At 71.0% G+C, this 16,198-nt stretch carries 13 protein-coding genes; 9 read left to right on the top strand and 4 right to left on the bottom strand.

All coding sequences use genetic code 11. The features are described 5' to 3' along the window. Nucleotides 1–47 precede the first annotated feature (47 nt). The 3 genes from ACN28C_RS05710 to ACN28C_RS05700 form a co-directional block, all read right to left on the bottom strand. A complete protein-coding gene (locus ACN28C_RS05710; protein WP_422772517.1) occupies nucleotides 48–1,550 on the bottom strand; it encodes a glycosyltransferase family 87 protein in 1,503 nt (500 codons plus the stop codon). 162 nt (nucleotides 1,551–1,712) lie between these two features. Continuing rightward, complete coding sequence (locus ACN28C_RS05705) at nucleotides 1,713–4,616, bottom strand: transglycosylase domain-containing protein (RefSeq protein WP_422772516.1); 2,904 nt, start codon at nucleotides 4,614–4,616, stop codon at nucleotides 1,713–1,715. A gap of 200 nt (nucleotides 4,617–4,816) precedes the next feature. Next, a complete protein-coding gene (locus ACN28C_RS05700; protein ID WP_422772515.1) occupies nucleotides 4,817–5,290 on the bottom strand; it encodes a DUF5318 domain-containing protein in 474 nt (157 codons plus the stop codon). Between the two features lie 200 nt (nucleotides 5,291–5,490). Between ACN28C_RS05700 and ACN28C_RS05695 the strand changes: the two genes are divergently transcribed. Together ACN28C_RS05695 and ACN28C_RS05690 are read left to right on the top strand one after the other, a co-directional pair. Next, nucleotides 5,491–6,123, top strand: coding sequence for a PadR family transcriptional regulator (locus tag ACN28C_RS05695; RefSeq protein ID WP_421496221.1), 633 nt, complete (start codon nucleotides 5,491–5,493; stop codon nucleotides 6,121–6,123). A gap of 35 nt (nucleotides 6,124–6,158) precedes the next feature. Next, a complete protein-coding gene (locus tag ACN28C_RS05690) occupies nucleotides 6,159–7,238 on the top strand; it encodes an inositol-3-phosphate synthase (RefSeq protein ID WP_422774541.1) in 1,080 nt (359 codons plus the stop codon). A 64-nt stretch (nucleotides 7,239–7,302) separates the two neighbouring features. Here ACN28C_RS05690 and ACN28C_RS05685 read toward each other — a convergent pair whose 3' ends face one another. Further along, nucleotides 7,303–7,806: a methylated-DNA--[protein]-cysteine S-methyltransferase gene (locus tag ACN28C_RS05685; protein WP_422772514.1), complete on the bottom strand. Its 504-nt coding sequence runs from the start codon at nucleotides 7,804–7,806 to the stop codon at nucleotides 7,303–7,305. A 251-nt stretch (nucleotides 7,807–8,057) separates the two neighbouring features. Between ACN28C_RS05685 and ACN28C_RS05680 the strand changes: the two genes are divergently transcribed. The 7 genes from ACN28C_RS05680 to ACN28C_RS05650 all read left to right on the top strand — a co-directional run bounded on the left by ACN28C_RS05680 (nucleotide 8,058) and on the right by ACN28C_RS05650 (nucleotide 16,120). Further along, a complete protein-coding gene (locus ACN28C_RS05680; protein WP_422772513.1) occupies nucleotides 8,058–8,597 on the top strand; it encodes a TetR/AcrR family transcriptional regulator in 540 nt (179 codons plus the stop codon). 63 nt (nucleotides 8,598–8,660) lie between these two features. Next, complete coding sequence (locus tag ACN28C_RS05675; protein WP_422772512.1) at nucleotides 8,661–10,853, top strand: MMPL family transporter; 2,193 nt, start codon at nucleotides 8,661–8,663, stop codon at nucleotides 10,851–10,853. Between the two features lie 202 nt (nucleotides 10,854–11,055). Next, a complete protein-coding gene (locus tag ACN28C_RS05670) occupies nucleotides 11,056–11,580 on the top strand; it encodes a SigE family RNA polymerase sigma factor (protein WP_422772511.1) in 525 nt (174 codons plus the stop codon). Continuing rightward, nucleotides 11,577–12,797 (top strand): hypothetical protein, encoded by a 1,221-nt coding sequence (locus ACN28C_RS05665; protein ID WP_422772510.1) that lies wholly within the window; start codon nucleotides 11,577–11,579, stop codon nucleotides 12,795–12,797. The genes ACN28C_RS05670 and ACN28C_RS05665 overlap by 4 nt, the downstream gene beginning before the upstream one ends. A 188-nt stretch (nucleotides 12,798–12,985) precedes the next feature. Further along, nucleotides 12,986–13,810, top strand: coding sequence for a class I SAM-dependent methyltransferase (locus tag ACN28C_RS05660; protein ID WP_422772509.1), 825 nt, complete (start codon nucleotides 12,986–12,988; stop codon nucleotides 13,808–13,810). A 122-nt stretch (nucleotides 13,811–13,932) separates the two neighbouring features. Further along, on the top strand, nucleotides 13,933–14,445 hold the full coding sequence (locus ACN28C_RS05655; RefSeq protein WP_422772508.1) for a hypothetical protein: 513 nt from the start codon (nucleotides 13,933–13,935) through the stop codon (nucleotides 14,443–14,445). Nucleotides 14,446–14,590: 145 nt separating this feature from the next. Then, the gene (locus ACN28C_RS05650; protein WP_422772507.1) at nucleotides 14,591–16,120 is read left to right on the top strand and encodes a flotillin family protein; all 1,530 of its coding nucleotides are present in this window, start codon (nucleotides 14,591–14,593) and stop codon (nucleotides 16,118–16,120) included. Nucleotides 16,121–16,198: the final 78 nt, after the last annotated feature.

The raw sequence follows: 16,198 nt of genomic DNA, 5'->3' as shown, positions 1-16,198 counted from the left end.
ATCGCCGTCCCCGCCTGGACAGCCATCCCGGAGCCGCCGGAAGCCGTTCAGACGCTGGCGGCGGGTGCCGGGTCCGGTGCGGGCCGGCCCCGGATGCGGCGCAGCCATCCCGCGTCCTGCGCGCCGTCGTAGACGCCGCCGTCGGGGTCGTCGGGATAGGTGCTCCGGACCGGGTCGCGCTCGGGATGCAGGATCTCCCGGATGATCAGCACGCAGAGCACCGCGACGGTGGTCAGCCGGAACGTGGCGGCGAGCACGAAGACGCCCTCCGGGAAGACCTGCTTCCCACCGGCGACCAGCAGTTCGCCGTAGAAGGCGAGGAAGTAGCCGACCTCGGCGATCTGCCAGGCGAGGAAGGCGCCCCAGCGCGGCCGGGCGAGCACCACCAGCGGCAGCAGCCAGAGGTTGAACTGCTGCGACCAGACCTTGCTGAAGATCAGGAACGCCGCGACCATCAGGAAGACCAGCGCGGCCAGTCGGGGGCGGCGACGCGCGAAGAGCGCCAGCGCACCGATGCCGAGGAAGGCGAGGGTGATCAGGGCGTACGAGAGGGTGTTCAGGGTCGGGATGTTGTCGCTGAGCCACTGGAACGGCCCCCGGTCGCCGGGACTGCCGCTGTTCCACTTGGAGTCCAGGTAGCGACCGATGTACCAGAGGGTGCCCCAGTCGATCGCCCGTTCGCTGTTGAGGTCGAAGAAGCGGCGCCAGTTTTCCGGATAGAGGATCGCCATCGGCAGGTTGACCGCCACGATGGTGACGATCGCCGAACCGATCGTCACCATCATCTCCCTGACCCGGGCGGTACGCAGCCCGAGCAGGAAGAGTGGCCAGAGCACGAAGAGGGGCCAGAGTTTGGCCGAGGTGGCGAGCCCGAGCAGGATCCCGGCGGCCAGGGGTTGTCGTTTCGCCCAGGCGTACATGCCGATCGCGGCGAGCCCGATGGCGAGCAGGTCCCAGTTGACGGTGGCGGTGACCAGCAGCGCGGGGGAGAGTGCGAACATCGCGGCGTCCCACGGCCGGCGGCGGCGCAGTGCCAGGATCATCGCCACGGTGGCCACCGCGAGCGCTCCGAGGACCAGCACGTTGAGGTTGTAGAACCACTGCGCCTGGTTGATCTCCGGCCGGTCCGCGCCGATGTTGTGCACCGGTAGGCCGAGCGCGCCCATGAAGTAGCCGGTGACCACCGGATATTCGACGGGGTGGTCCCGGTAGGGCACCTTGCCCTCGTGCAGCCCTTCGGCGTAGTACAGCGCCAGGACGTCGGTGTAGCAGAACCGGGTGTACTGGATGTTGTTCTGCCAGGCGCCGTCCTGGCAGGGCGACTTCTGCACCCAGTGCAGGGCGAGGGTGAGGCAGGTCAGCGCCAGCACGATCCGGGCGGCGGTCCAGAACCGGCCGCTGGCCTGGGTGCCCCGCCGGTTCGCCCCGCTGGCGTGCTCGCCCAGCGGGCCGCCGATCACCTCGGAGAGCCCCCGGACGAAGCCGTCCGACCGGGACGGGTGGTCGGCGTTTTCAGGTTCGTCGATGCCAGCCGGCGACTGCGCGCTCATGAACAGGCATCCTGCCGTACCGGACGGGGTTCCGTCCCCCCGGTCCACCGTGTCGGCGCGGGAAGTCGGAAACGCGGCCGGCGGCCGGGTCGCGGGACCCGGCCGCCGGCCGCATCGATCGAGCTGTCTCAGTTTCCGGGTACGCGGGGCACCGCCGGACGGCTAGCCACCACCACCCCGGCCGTTGCCGCCACCACCACCGTCATCCTCACCCGGTGGGACGTCCGGATTACCGCCGCCGGGGTTACCTCCGCCAGGGTTACCTCCGCCGGGGTTACCTCCGCCGGGGCAGAGCAGCGGGTTCGGGTTCGGGCCCTGGCAGAAGGGGTTGTCACCCGGGTTGCCGCCGCCGGGGCCGCCGTTGCCACCACCGGGCGGCGGAGGTGGCGGCTCCACCTTCTTCTTGCCGTTGCCCGCCTCCTTGTCGCCCATCTCCCGGGCGTCCGGCAGGGGAAGCGCCGGCGCGTCCTTGAGGGCGTCACCCATGAAGCGCTGCCAGATGTCGGCCGGCAGCCCGCTGCCGCCGATGTTCTTGTTGTTCTTGTCCTTGATCTCGGGCTTCTTGGAGTCCTTGCTGCCGACCCAGACCGCGGTCGCCAACTGCGGGGTGTAGCCGACCATCCAGGCGTGCGCGTTGAACTCGGTCTTGTCGTATTCCCAGGTGCCGGTCTTGCCGGCCTCTTCCCGGCCCTGCAGGTTGGCGTTGCTCACCTTCGGGATGTTCTTCAGCACCGAGGTGACCTGGTCGGCGACGTCCTTCGCGATCCGCTGCTTGGGGTCGAGCTTCGCGCCACCGATCTTCTTCCACTGGCCGGTGTCCGGGTCCTGCTGCTCGATGGTCTTGACGAAGTGGGCCTTGTTGTAGACGCCGCCGTTGGCGAGCGTGGCAAGCCCGTTGGCGTGGTCGAGCACCGTTATCGGGTACTGCCCGTAGGCCACCACGTTGAAGAACGGATCCGGCGCCAGCTCCTCGGGCTTCTCCTTGGTCAGGTCGTGCCACTTCGGCGGGATGTCCTTCGTCTCCCACATCGTCCGGATGCCGGCCTGCCGGGCCATCGCCAGGACCTTCTCCGCGCCGATCTTCTCGGTCAGGTGGTAGAAGGGCACGTTGTACGACTTGATCGTTGATTCCTTCAGGGTGCAGGACTGGTCGCAGCTCTGCCGCACGTCGCGGCCCGCGTTCTGCACCTTGATCTCGGTGTCCTTCACCGTGAACGGCCGGGCGTCCCAGATCGACTCGATCGAGACGTCCTCCGCGATCCCGGCGGCCAGGGTGTAGACCTTGAAGCTCGACCCCGGCGGGTGACCGCCGCTGATGGTGCCGGCGGAGTCGGTGTTCAGGCCGGCGTAGTCGTAGTCTGCACCGCTGTCGCCGCCATAGTAGGCGCGTACCTCACCGTTCTTCGGGTCGACGGCGACCAGCGCGGCCATCAGGTTCTTGGGCTGGTCGTAGATCTCCGAGCCCTTCTTGCGCTGGGCCGCGGCCTCGGCCGCCTTCTGCATGTCCCAGTCGATGGTGGTGGTGATCTTGTAACCCTCGTCGCGGAGCGCGTCCGAGCAGTTGGACTTCCCGTTGGCGGCCGGACCGAGGGTGCAGAGGCCGCGCTCGGCCATCTCCAGCTTGACGTAGTTGACCACGTTGCCGGCCGGGGTCTTCACCCCGAAGGCCTCGTTGGCGCTCTTGCGCGCCAGCACCTTGGGGTAGGTGAGCTTGGCCCGCTCCTCCGCCGCCAGCCAGCCCTTCTCGACCATGCCGTCGAGGACGTAGTCCCAGCGCGCCTTCGCGTCCTCGGGGTTGTCCGCCGGGTCGTAGCCCTTGTGCCCGGTCGCCTTGTCGATCTGCGGCTGTTTGATCACCGCCGCCAGCACCGCGCCCTCGGCGACGCTGAGCTTCGCCGCCGGCTTGCCGAAGTAGGTCTGCGCCGCGATCTCGATGCCGTACGCACCCCGGCCGAAGTAGATCGTGTTGAGGTAGTGCTGCATGATCTCGTCCTTGCTGAACTGGTCGTTCAGCTTCGAGGCGAGGATCGCTTCCTTGACCTTGCGCTGGTAGCTGTCGTCCTGGAGGTCGTCGTACGCGTTGCGGGCGTACTGCTGGGTGATGGTGGAGGCACCCTGCTTGCTGCCGCCGGTGAAGTTGTTCCAGGCGGCCCGGGCGATGCCGACGTAGTCCACACCGTCGTGGCTGTAGAAGTTCCGGTCCTCGGCCGAGGCGACGGCCCGCTGCACCTCCACCGGGATCTGCTTGATCGTGACGATCTGCCGGTTCTCGTCACCGAGCTTGGCGATGACCGTCTTCTTGTTCGCCGCGTAGACGGTGGTCGCCAGCGGCAGCGGGAGCTGGTCCGGCATCGGGACACTCGTCGAATACCACGTCCCGGCCACCACCCCGCCGCCGGTGAGCATGATCAGCACGGCGAAGCCGGCGATCAGCAGGTTCATCCGCTTGCGCTTCTTGGCCCGCTTCGCGGCCGCCGGGTCGAGGGCACCGCGACGGCCCCGCCGACCCCCCGGTCCGGCCGGGTCGTCCGGCCCACCGGGACCGGCCGGCGAGACGGGTACGACCGCCCGGCCGACCCGCGCCCGGCCGGCGGCGCCGTTCGCGCCGCCGCCACTGACCGAGGCGCTGCCGCTCACCGAGGCGCTGCCTACGCTGGCCCGTCCGCTGGAGGCCCGTCCGGCGCCGTAGCCGCCGCCCGAGCCCGGTGCGTCGGGCGCCGACGCGCTGCCGACCCCGGCCCGGCCGCCGACGCGGGCCCGCCCCGGGCCGGCGGACCCGACCGAGGCCGACCCGGAGGCGGGCGAGACGGGCGCGGCCCAGCCACCGTCCACGGAGGCCCGACCCGGCGGTGTGGCCCGGCCGGCCGAGGCCCGGCCCGATGCCCCACCGGCCCGGCCGCTGTTGGCGGGCCAGCCGCTCCGGGCACCGTCGGAGGAGCGGCGGGCGGCTCCCGGGTCGTCCCGGGACGGGCGCTGGTATGGATCGTCCGCTGCTCCGTGGTCGCCGTCCGCGCCCGGGTACTGGGCCCGACCGCGCGCGGAACTAGGATCGCCGTACGAGTTCATTTGTCACACCCTGCCGGTCGCGATGATGGCCACTCGCGCCACCACCGGGTTGCCGTGAGCTGGAACACGCCCCGCCGGACACGGGTTCTGCCGATGTCCGGATAGCGCGATTTCGGAAAAAACCGGACTTATCCGGTTTGCTGAGAAGAACTCGTCCCGTCGGCGGAGGAAGTTCCCGTGGGCCGGGGGGCGAGTCAGGGTCACCGGCGCGCCTCGCGCCTTCGTCTGACCGCGGGGCCCGTCGCGGACGCGGACGCGGCCGCGCCGGCGGCGGACCCGGTGTCGACACCGAGGCCCTCGTCACCGGAGACGCCGTCCCGGCCGAGCAGGAACTGCTCGACGAGATGGTTCCAGTCACAGCCGCGGCACACCTCCACCACGTAGACCTGGAACTCACGCAGGGTCATCGCCAGCACCGACAGCTCCGCTCGGGTGCGCGCCTGGCCGGCCGACTGCTTGAGTTCATCGCCGTAAATGTAGTTGACGTGGGTCAGATTTTCGCGCCGGCAGACCGGACAGAGCGTCTCGGTCGGCTCGCCGTGGAACCGGGCAGCGTTCTTGAGATACGGCGAGGCGTCGCAGACCTCGTAGGTCCCGACCCGACCCGAATGCACCTCACGCAGCAGCGCTCGCTTCTGTAGCGAGTAGTCGACGACCTGGCGCTGCGAACGCATGGGCAGAAGAGTACTGGGTCCGGCCGGACGAGGCGACCGCCCTTACGCACTGTGATCAACCCTCTCCGCTGAGGGGTTTGCGCGGTTGCTCCGGAGGGTCTACCGTGCGATGTATCGGCCCGATACATCGAGCCGGTGAACGGGCTCCCAACGGCGGGCAGCCTCGGGAGGTCCGGGCGGGAGACAGGGAAGGGGCGCGCATGCTTGAGCTCGCCATTCTCGGCCTCCTGCAGGAGTCCCCGATGCACGGCTACGAGCTCCGCAAGGAACTCGCCGCCAAGCTCGGGGCGATCCGGGCGGCGATCAGCTACGGCTCGCTCTATCCGACCCTGCGTCGGTTGCAGGCCGCCGGCTGGATCACCGAGGCGGCCGAGACACCGGCCGGCGCGGAGGAGATCCCCGCGTTGACCAGCCGTCGAGGGCGGGTCGTCTACAAAATCACCGCGGAGGGCAAGGAACGGTTCGCCGAACTGATCGCCCAGACCGGTCCAGAGAGTTACGAGGACACCGGGTTCGGTGTGCACTTCGCGTTCTTCGCGCGTACCGACCGGGCGACCCGGCTCCGGATCCTCGAGGGCCGGCGCCGCAGGGTGGAGGAGCGTCGTGAGGGCCTGCGCGACGTGTTGAGCCGGGCGGCCGAACGGCTCGACGCGTACACGCTCGAGCTTCAGCGTCACGGCCTCGACGCCTGCGAGCGCGAGGTCCGCTGGCTGGAGGAGCTCATCGCCAACGAGCGCTCCGGCCGGACCCCGGATGGGTCCACCCCGGGCACCGCCCCGGGTCCGTCAGAAGAAAAGATCCCGCCTCCGCCTGGGAAGTCCAGGAACGAGTAGGAGCGGCCGTGATGAACACAAAGGAGGCAAACGCGATGGGCTCCGTCCGCGTCGCCATCGTCGGTGTGGGTAACTGCGCCTCGTCCCTGGTCCAGGGCGTCGAGTACTACCGCAACGCCGACCCGGGTGACCGCGTCCCGGGTCTCATGCACGTCACCTTCGGCGACTACCACGTCTCGGACGTGGAGTTCGTCGCGGCGTTCGACGTCGATGCCAAGAAGGTGGGCATGGACCTCGCGGAGGCGATCGTCGCCAGCGAGAACAACACCATCAAGCTCTGTGACGTGGCGCCGACCGGCGTCCTCGTGCAGCGCGGTCCGACCCTCGACGGGCTGGGCCAGTACTACCGGGAGATCGTCGAGGAGTCCGACCGCGAGCCGGCCGACGTCGTCGCGGCGCTGCGCGAGGCCCGGGTCGACGTGGTGGTCTGCTACCTGCCGGTCGGCTCGGAGGCGGCCGCCAAGTTCTACGCCTCCGCCGCGATCGAGGCGGGCTGCGCCTTCGTCAACGCGCTGCCGGTCTTCATCGCCTCCGACCCGGAGTGGGCGCAGAAGTTCACCGACGCCGGGCTGCCGATCGTCGGCGACGACATCAAGAGCCAGGTCGGCGCCACCATCGTGCACCGGGCGCTGGCCAAGCTCTTCGAGGACCGGGGAGTCGAGCTGCTCCGCACCTACCAGCTCAACTTCGGCGGCAACATGGACTTCATGAACATGCTGGAGCGCAGCCGCCTGGTCTCCAAGAAGATCTCCAAGACCCAGTCGGTCACCTCGCAGATCCCGCACGAGATCAACAAGGGCGACGTGCACATCGGGCCGTCGGACCACGTGCCGTGGCTGGACGACCGCAAGTGGGCGTACATCCGGTTGGAGGGGCGCTCCTTCGGCGACGTCCCGCTCAACGCCGAGCTGAAGCTCGAGGTCTGGGACTCCCCCAACTCGGCCGGCGTCATCATCGACGCGGTCCGGGCGGCGAAGATCGCCCTCGACCGGGGCATCGGCGGGCCGATCCTCTCCGCGTCGAGCTACTTCATGAAGTCGCCGCCGCAGCAGTACGCCGACCACGACGCCCACCAGGCCGTCGAGGACTTCATCGCGGGCACCATCGAGCGCTGAACCCCGTGCTACGGGCAGCGGGGCCGACCGATCTGGTGCGGCCCCGCTGCCGTCTGCCCGGGGATCAGCCCCAGGCGAGTGGGAAGGCGACCCGCGCCTCCAACTCCAGCAGCTTCCGTTTCCGGGGGAGACCACCACCGAACCCGACGAGTTTGCCGCCGGCACCGACGATCCGGTGACAGGGCACGATCACCGGGATCGGGTTGCGGTTGCAGGCCACCCCGACCGCCCGCGCCGCTCCCGGGTCACCCAGGATCGTCGCCACCTCACCGTAGGTGCGCGTCTCGCCGTACGGGATCTTGGACATCTCGGTCCAGACCGCCCGCTCGAACTCGGAGCCCCGACGTACCGAGAGCGGCACGCCGAATTCGGTCAGCTCGCCGGCAAAGTACGCCCGCAGTTGCGCGACCGCCGCCGCCAGCCCGGCCGCCTCCGGATCGGCCGCCCGGGACGGCGCGGTGACCGGCATCGCATCCTCCACCGGCCCGAAGCGCACGCCGCAGACGCCGACACCGTCGACCGCGACGGAGAGCTCCCCGATCGGGGAGTCGAGCACACCCCAGCGCATCCACCCATTCTCCACCCCACCGGCCCGGCCGCTGCCCCGCTGCCCCGGCGACGCACCCGCACCTCCACCTCCTCACGGCCGCACCCGTGATTGGGGAGCGTCCTGCTCGCTTCCACGGGTAGAACGCTCCCCGATCACGGGAGCCGACCCGGTCCGACGCGAGGGATGCTCAGTTAACCGGCTCACATTCTGACCGATCGGTTAGTTCCTGACCGATCGGTCAGGCAGGCTGGGGCACGGAGGTGAGCGGGATGGCACGCGGCAGGACACGCGAGGAGATCCTGGCCGTCGCGGCAGGGCAGTTCGCACACGCGGGTTTCAAGGGCACGTCCCTGCACGACATCGCGGTCGAGGTGGGCTGCTCGAAGGCGACCCTGCTCTACCACTTCGACAGCAAGGAGGCCATCCTCCTCGCCCTGGTCGCACCCGCCGCCCAGGATCTCGCCCACCTCGACGCCCGGCTCGGTGCGCTCGACGCCGACGCCGCCCGGGAGGCCGCCATCGACGGCTTCGTCGACCTGGTGGTGGCGTACCGACGGGAGGTCGCGCTCATCTACCACGACCTGCCGTACCTGCTCGACCATCCCATCTTCGCCGACCTGCAACCGGCGACCGCCCGGCTGGTCGCCGCCTTTGCCGGCCGGTCGGCAGACCCGGCGGACGAGATCGCCGCCCGGGTCCTGCTCGCCGGGATATCGGCGGTCGTCATCGACTGTCCCGACGACGACGCGGCCGAACTCCGCGCGGCGCTGGTCCGGGTGGCCCGCCGCGCGCTCCGCCCCGACACCTGAGCACGGACCACCACCCCCTGTCCCGCCGGGGCACGGATTACGACGACCAAGGAAGCGACGGACATGGCGACACTCCTCTACCGACTAGGCCGGGCCTCGTTCCGGCGCCGCCGGCTCGTGGTGGTCCTCTGGCTCGTCCTGCTGGCCGCGCTCGGCGGGGCGGCGGTGGCGTTCATGGGCCCGACGTCGACGAACTTCACCATCCCCGGCACCGAGTCACAGCGCGCGATCGACGCGTTGAAGCGGGAGTTCCCGGAGGCGAGCGGCGCGACCGGCACCATCGTGGTCGCCGCGCCCGAGGGGCAGCAGCTCGGCACGCCACAGCACCAGGCGGCAGTCGCCGAGCTGGTGGGCGAGGCCGGTGCGCTGCCCGGCACGGTCGGCGCGCTCGATCCCTTCACCACCGGTGCGGTTTCCCAGGACGGCCGATACGCGCTCATCCAGGTCCAGTTCGCCGAGCAGGCGGACGAGGTCACCGACGAGCAGCGTGAGGCGTACGAGGAGAGCGGCGCGGCGGCGACGGCGGCCGGCCTGCGGGTCGAACACGGTGGCGAGGTGATGTCCAGCGTGCCCGAGATCGGCTCCACCGAGGGCATCGGCGTACTGGTCGCACTGGTGGTGCTGGTCGTGACGCTGGGCTCGCTGGTCGCCGCCGGGATGACCATGCTCAACGCGCTGATCGGGGTCGCCGCCGGCATGGCCGGGCTGTACGCGCTGAGCAGCACCGTCGCGCTGACCAGCACCGCACCCGTGCTCGCCCTGATGCTCGGCCTCGCGGTCGGGATCGACTACTCGCTCTTCATCACCTCCCGCTACCGGCAGAACCTGCTGGAGGATCTCGCGCCCGAGGAGGCGGCCGGCCGGGCGATCGGCACGGCCGGCTCGGCGGTGCTCTTCGCCGGGGTCACCGTGATCATCGCGCTCGCCGGACTGGCCGTGGTCGACATCCCCTTTCTGACGATCATGGGTCTGGCCGCGGCCGGGACCGTGGCGGTCGCCGTACTCGTGGCGTTGACGCTGCTGCCCGCGCTGCTCGGCTTCGCCGGGCCGCGGATGCTGCCCCGCCGGCTGCGCCGGAGCGGGCCGGCCGTGGCGTCGGCGGCCGGCGCCGAGGGTTTCGGGTTCCGCTGGGCCCGCCTGGTCATCCGGCTGCGGATACCGCTGATCCTCGTCGCGGTCCTCGGCCTCGGCGCGCTGGCACTGCCCGCCGCCGACATGCGGGTCGCGCTGCCGGACCACGGCACCGCGCCGCACGGTACGCCGGAGCGCGAAGCCGCCGACCTGATCACCGAGGGGTTCGGGCCCGGTTTCAACAACCGCCTCGCGCTGGTGGTCTCCAGTGACTCGGCCCAGCGGACCGCCACGGTCGCCCAGGAGGTCACCGCCGCCCTCCAGGGCACCGAGAACCTGCTCGCGGTCAGCCCGCCGAACCCGAGCCGGGACGGGCTCACCATGCTGCTGGCGGTGATCCCGACGACCGGCCCGACCGACCCGGCCACCGAGACGCTGGTGCAGCAGATCCGGGACAGGGTCGAGCCGATCGACGGTACCGATGGCACCGAGGTCGCGCTGACCGGCCAGACGGCGGTCGGGATCGACGTCTCGGCGAAACTCGCCGGCGCGATGCCGTGGTATCTGCTGCTCGTGGTGGGCCTCTCGGTGCTGCTGCTGATGCTGGTCTTCCGGTCGCTGCTGGTGCCGCTGAAGGCGGCACTCGGCTTCCTGCTCACCGTCGGTGCCACCTTCGGGCTCACCGTGCTGGTCTTCCAGCAGGGTCACCTCAGTGACCTGGTCGGGCTGGACACCCCGGGGCCGCTGGTCAGCTTCCTGCCGATCCTGCTGATCGGCATCCTCTTCGGGCTCGCGATGGACTACGAGGTGTTCCTGGTCTCCAGGATGCGGGAGGACTTCGTGCACGGGGACACCCCGACCCAGGCCACCGTCAACGGGATGGGGCACGGCGCCCGGGTGGTGACCGCCGCCGCACTGATCATGACCTCGGTCTTCGCCGGATTCGTCCTGCTCGACGACCCGGTGATCAAGTCGATGGGCTTCGCCCTCGCGATCGGGGTGGCGATCGACGCCTTCGTGGTCCGGATGACGATCGTGCCGGCGGTGATCTCGCTGCTCGGCCGGAGTGCCTGGTGGCTCCCGGGCTGGCTGTCGAGGCTGTTGCCGAACGTCGACATCGAGGGCGAGCGGCTGCGCCGGCACCTGGCGGACCCCGAACCGGAACGCGTCCCCGCAGGCGTCTGAGCCGTCATCCGGCGGTCCCGGTCCGTCACCACCCTCCCACGAGCACGAGCTGGTGACGGATCGGGGCCCCGCGGAACCGGAACGTCACCGGACCGGGCGGCGCGGTTACCGACACGCGGCGGCGGAGCCGCTGGTCAACCCGATTATCGGACGAGGCAAACTTTTCCCGGTCCTCGGCGTCGAAGGCATCGGGAGGTGTGTCGTGGGCCGGGCGTCCGAGCGAGAGTTCACCGCATTCGTCCAGGAACGGGGCGATGCACTGCTGCGCGCCGCCCAGGCGCTCACCGGTAACCGCCACGCCGCCGAGGACCTGTTGCAGAACGCGTTGGCGAAGGCGTACGCCAGGTGGCCCCGGATCCGGGGCGACGCGGAGCCGTACGTCCGACAAATCCTCTACCACGACCAGGTGTCGGCCTGGCGGCGGCGCGGCCGGCGGGCCGAGGTGCCGCACGCCGAGGTGCCGGAGCCGGTCGGCGCCGGCGCGGAGCACGACCACGACACGGCGGTACGCCTGATGCTGCGCGACGCGCTGCAGATGCTGCCACCCCGGCAGCGGGCGGTACTCGTACTGCGCTACCTGGAGGACCAGACCGTCGAGCAGACCGCCGCCGCACTCGGTTGCCGACCGGGCACGGTGGCCAGCCAGGCCTCCCGGGCACTGAGCAAACTCCGGGAACTCGTGCCGGAGTTCGCGGAGCTGACGGAGCGGGTGGAGGCGGCCAGATGAGCGAGCGCGCGGAGCGGCTGCTGCGGGAGGCCGTACACGAATTGGCCGGCAACCCACATCAGTCGCCGGACCTCGTGGCCACCGCTCTGGTCCAGGGCCGGCGGATGCGACGGCGGCGGCAGGCGGTGGCGGCGGCAGCGGCCGCCGTCGCGGTCGGCGCCATCGCGGCACCGTACGTCTGGCTCCGGCCCGGCCCGGAGCCACCGCCCCTCCCGATCGGCGCGGTGCCCACGGCGACCGCCTCACCGGCACCCTCGCCGAACCGGTCGGATGGCTGGCGGGACGGGCCCGTGGCACTGCCGGGCGGCGCCCTGGTGCTCAGCGTCGCATCGTCGGTGCGGAACGAGCCGACCTGGGTGTACGACCCCACCCGGCGCCACTTCGTCAGCATCCCGGCCGAGTACACCGGGGTACGGGCGGCTCCGCACGGCATGGTCGCGGCGGTACGGCACAGTGGTCGCCCGGCCGAGGTCGGGCTCTACCAGATCCGCACCGGCGACGTGCGCTGGTTTCCCACCGGCAACAAGGTGCTGGCCACCGAGTGGTCGTCGGACGGCGGACGACTCTTGATCACTCTTCTCGACGAGAGGACCGGTGCCTATTCCATCGGGCTGTTGACGGCGACCGAGGGACCGCTCCAGCGGTATCAGGTGAAGGCGTTCCCCCTCACCTGCGGTACCGCCTGTCGCTTCAGCTGGCTGCCGAGCGGCAAGGAGGTGACCCTGGACGGACCCGATCCAGGCACCACCCCGTCGACGGTGGCCGGCCTAACGTTGCGCGGGCTGCAGCTCTTCAGTGCCGACGACGGCATCCCGACCCGGACCCTGGGCGTCGAAGGTGAGGTCGCCGGAGTGTCCGCCTGGTCACCGGACGGCTCGCTGGTGGTGGTAGCGGGTGGCGCGCCAGGGCTTCCGGGTGGGGCGCCGACCCCGCGGGCCCCGGTGCGGACGGACCGGGCCGGCGGGGATGCGCCCACGAGGGCCGGCACGACTCCACCCGCCCGACTCGTGCACGTGGAGACCGGAAAGGTACTGCGGGAGATGCCGACCGCCCAGGTCAGCTGGATCGGCCGCGACCGGCTGCTCTATCTGGACGACAAGGTCCGCCCCGGCCGGCTCACCGCGATACTCGTCGACACGAAGGGCACCGAGATCGAGCGGACCGAGCTGCCCGCCGGCCTGACCGGTGACGACGAGATCGTCGTCGCTGCCAGCTGAGGATCGGTAACGATCCGGTACGCACAATGCCCGCGGAGCAGGTTCTGCCGTCCCTCACGGATCGCGAGCGGCTACTGTCGCACGGACGTCCGGCCATGGTGGGTGCGGTGAACCTGGCCCCGATCCGCCGCCCACCGGCCGGCGTCCGGATGCTGCGGCCGGACCACACCGGCCGCTAGCGTGGGGCGATGGACCTCGATCCCGCGCCGCACACCGATCCGGTACTGCACAACCGGACCGCCTGGGACCGGCAGGTCGAGATGGGCAACGAGTGGTCGCGCCCGGTCTCGGCGGAGACGATTGCCCGAGCGCGCACCGGTGACTGGTCCGTCGTACTGATCGGCTATGAACCGGTGGACCGGAGCTGGTTCCCGGCCGAGCTGGTGGGGGTGCGGACACTCTGCCTGGCATCGGGCGGCGGGCAGCAGGGGCCGATCCTCGCCGCCGCCGGTGCCCGGGTCACGGTCTTCGACAACTCACCCCGCCAGCTCCAACAGGACGAGATGGTCGCCCGGCGCGACGGCCTGGAACTGCGGACGGTCCTCGGCGACATGCGCGACCTCTCCGTCTTCGCCGACTCCTCCTTCGACCTGATCTTCAATCCGGTCTCGAACCTGTTCGTCCCCGAACTCGCCCCGGTGTGGCGGGAGTGCTTCCGGGTGCTGCGCCCGGGCGGCGTGCTGCTCTGCGGTTTCGTCAACCCCGACGTCTACCTCTTCGACCACGAGGCGTTGGAGGGGCGGGGCGAACTGGTGGTACGGCACCGGCTGCCCTACAGCGACCTCACACACGTCCCGGCGGAGGAACGTGAGCGCGTGTGGGGTGCGGACGTACCGCTGGAGTACAGCCACACGCTGGCCGAGCAGATCGGCGGGCAGCTCGCCGCCGGGTTCGTCGTGGTCGGTTTCGCCGAGGCGCCACACCACTCGGACGCGACCGCCGGTTGGCTGCCCGGCTACTTCGCGACCCGGGCGGTCAAGCTCCGCACGGATCCCCCCGCACCGGCACGCTAGGCGGATGCGGCCGCCTGGCCGGGCATCACGGTCAGGGTGCCGACGCCGGCCGTCAACGCCAACATCCTCGTCGTCGGACGGCGGCCACCGGTCGGGTTGCCCGGGCCGGTTACCTTACAGTCGTGGCAGCGGGGACTCTGATCTTCCTCATCATCGGCGGCGCCGGTGTCGCGGTGCTGGCGCTCGCCCTGCTCGGCACGGAGTTGGTCCACCTCGGCAACCCGGACGTCGAGGGCCCGATCAGCCTGGAGGCGATCGCCGGTTTCGCCGGCGTACTCGGCTTCGCCGGAGCCGTCGCCAACGAGGTGCTCGGCGGGCACAGTCCGGCCCAGGTCGCGGCCGCGGGCGGCCTGGGCGCGCTGGCGGCGGTGCCGGCCGGTTGGCTCGCGGCCCGGATCTCCCGGGCGGCCCGCAACATGCGGACCGATGCCACCCCGACCCGCAACGACGTGGTCGGGGCACTCGGGGTGGTCGTCACTCCGATTCCGGAGGCCGGCTACGGCGAGGTGCGGGTTCGGGTGGGTGGCCATCCGGTGAAGCTCAACGCCAGATCCGAACGGCCGATCGCACTCGGCACACAGATCTTCGTGGTCGAGGCCCTGACCGAGACCAGCGTCCTGGTCGAGGCCTACTGACCGAGACCAGCGTCCCGGCCGGAGCTGACGACCGGGACCGACCCCGCCGGTCGGGCGCCGCCCACCCTGCCCGGTATTCACCCCTCACACACCATCACCACGTCGACCGCGCACGTCAAGAACACGATCCGAAATGGACGGTGTCATGCTGATCCTCGTCGCCATCGGCGGAGCAGTGCTCCTGGTCTTCATCCTCATCCTCTTCGTGCTCTCCCGGATCAAGGTCGCCGGGCCGAACGAGGCCTTCATCGTGACCGGCCGCAAGGGCCGTACCACCCAGGGCGCCGACGGCAGCCGCTCCACCGACATGTCCGGGCAGAAGGTGGTGCTCGGTGCCTCGGTCTTCGTCCTGCCGGTGGTGCAGAAACTCCAGTCGCTCGACCTCTCCAGCCGGCGGATCGACGTCAGCATCAAGGGTGCGGTGAGCAAGCAGGGCATCCGGACCGAGCTGCACGGCGTCGCCATCGTCAAGGTCGGCGGCACCGAGGACGCGATCCGCGCGGCGGCACAGCGGTTCCTGCACCAGCAGGACGAGATCGACAGCTTCACCCGCGAGGTGCTCGCCGGTGCACTCCGGTCGATCGTCGGCCGGCTCACCGTCGAGGAGGTCATCCGGGACCGGGCGGCCTTCGCCAGCGCGGTCGCCGAGGAGGCCGAGCACTCGATGACCAACCAGGGTCTGGTGCTGGACACCTTCCAGCTCCAGGACATCCTGGCCGAGGGCTCCTACCTCCAGGACCTGGGCCGGCCGGAGGCGGCTCGGGTGCTCAAGGACGCGGCCATCGCCGAGGCGCGGGCCCGGCAGGTCGCCGAGCAGGAACGGCTGCTCGCCGAGGAGAAGATCGCCGAGGCGAACCGGAACCTGGCGCTGAAGCAGGCGGGCATCCAGGCCGAGATCGACGCGGCCAAGGCCCAGTCCGCCGCCGCCGGTCCGCTCGCCCAGGCCGAGCGGGACCAGGCGATCCTCACCGAGCAGCAGAAGGTCGCGGAGCGCAACGCCGAGCTGAAGCAGCGCCAGCTCGACACCGAGGTTCGCAAGCCGGCCGACGCGGCACGGTACAAGGTGGAGCAGGAGGCCGAAGCGGCCCGCAACGCGGCGGTGCTCGCCGCCGACGCCGAGCGGCAGGCCACCATCGCCGCCGCCCAGGCCGCCGCCGAGCAGTCCCGGCTGACCGGTGAGGGCGAGCGGGCCCGCCGGGCGGCGCTGGCCGAGGCGAACGCGATCGAGGGCGCCAAGGAGGGCGAGGCCGAGCAGCGCCGGCGTACCGCCATCGCCGAGGCGGTCGAGCGGGAGGGCCAGGCGGATGCCGCGGCCATCCTGGCCCGGGGCCAGGCCGAGGCGGAGGCGATGTCCCGCAAGGCCGAGGCGTTCGCGGAGTACGGCGAGGCGGCCGTGCTCGACCTGCTGGTCAAGGTGCTCCCGCAGGTGGTCGAGGCAGCGAGCGCTCCGGTCGGCGCCATCGACAAGATCACGGTGATCTCGACCGACGGTGCGTCGTCGCTGACCAAGTCGGTGGCTGCCAACGTGGCCCAGGGACTCCAGCTCGGCAGCGACCTGACCGGGGTCGACCTGACCGGGCTGCTCGCCCGGCTCGGTGCGGCCCGGGGCGGCGACGACCAGGTGGTCGACGGCACGCTCACCAACGGCGGCAAGGCGGTCGAGTCGAAGAGCTGACACCGGAGGTACGGCGGCGGCCCGGCCCCGGAGCGCAGGCTTCCGCGGCGGGCCGCCGGCGTGTCCGCCCCGGTCCGG

The sequence above is a fragment of the Plantactinospora sp. WMMC1484 genome, assembly GCF_049315195.1.
In the GTDB taxonomy this organism is placed as follows: domain Bacteria; phylum Actinomycetota; class Actinomycetes; order Mycobacteriales; family Micromonosporaceae; genus Plantactinospora.
The sequence above is the reverse complement of the archived record's forward strand: the minus strand, read 5'-3'. Positions and strand labels throughout refer to the sequence as shown.

Excerpts from the sequence above, each read along its gene's own strand:
- ACN28C_RS05710 (WP_422772517.1), bottom strand. The coding sequence starts at position 1,550 with ATGAGCGCGCAGTCGCCGGCTGGCATCGACGAACCTGAAAACGCCGAC.
- ACN28C_RS05705 (WP_422772516.1), bottom strand. The coding sequence starts at position 4,616 with ATGAACTCGTACGGCGATCCTAGTTCCGCGCGCGGTCGGGCCCAGTAC.
- ACN28C_RS05700 (WP_422772515.1), bottom strand. The coding sequence starts at position 5,290 with ATGCGTTCGCAGCGCCAGGTCGTCGACTACTCGCTACAGAAGCGAGCG.
- ACN28C_RS05695 (WP_421496221.1), top strand. The coding sequence starts at position 5,491 with ATGCTTGAGCTCGCCATTCTCGGCCTCCTGCAGGAGTCCCCGATGCAC.
- ACN28C_RS05690 (WP_422774541.1), top strand. The coding sequence starts at position 6,159 with ATGGGCTCCGTCCGCGTCGCCATCGTCGGTGTGGGTAACTGCGCCTCG.
- ACN28C_RS05685 (WP_422772514.1), bottom strand. The coding sequence starts at position 7,806 with ATGCGCTGGGGTGTGCTCGACTCCCCGATCGGGGAGCTCTCCGTCGCG.
- ACN28C_RS05680 (WP_422772513.1), top strand. The coding sequence starts at position 8,058 with ATGGCACGCGGCAGGACACGCGAGGAGATCCTGGCCGTCGCGGCAGGG.
- ACN28C_RS05675 (WP_422772512.1), top strand. The coding sequence starts at position 8,661 with ATGGCGACACTCCTCTACCGACTAGGCCGGGCCTCGTTCCGGCGCCGC.
- ACN28C_RS05665 (WP_422772510.1), top strand. The coding sequence starts at position 11,577 with ATGAGCGAGCGCGCGGAGCGGCTGCTGCGGGAGGCCGTACACGAATTG.
- ACN28C_RS05660 (WP_422772509.1), top strand. The coding sequence starts at position 12,986 with ATGGACCTCGATCCCGCGCCGCACACCGATCCGGTACTGCACAACCGG.
- ACN28C_RS05650 (WP_422772507.1), top strand. The coding sequence starts at position 14,591 with ATGCTGATCCTCGTCGCCATCGGCGGAGCAGTGCTCCTGGTCTTCATC.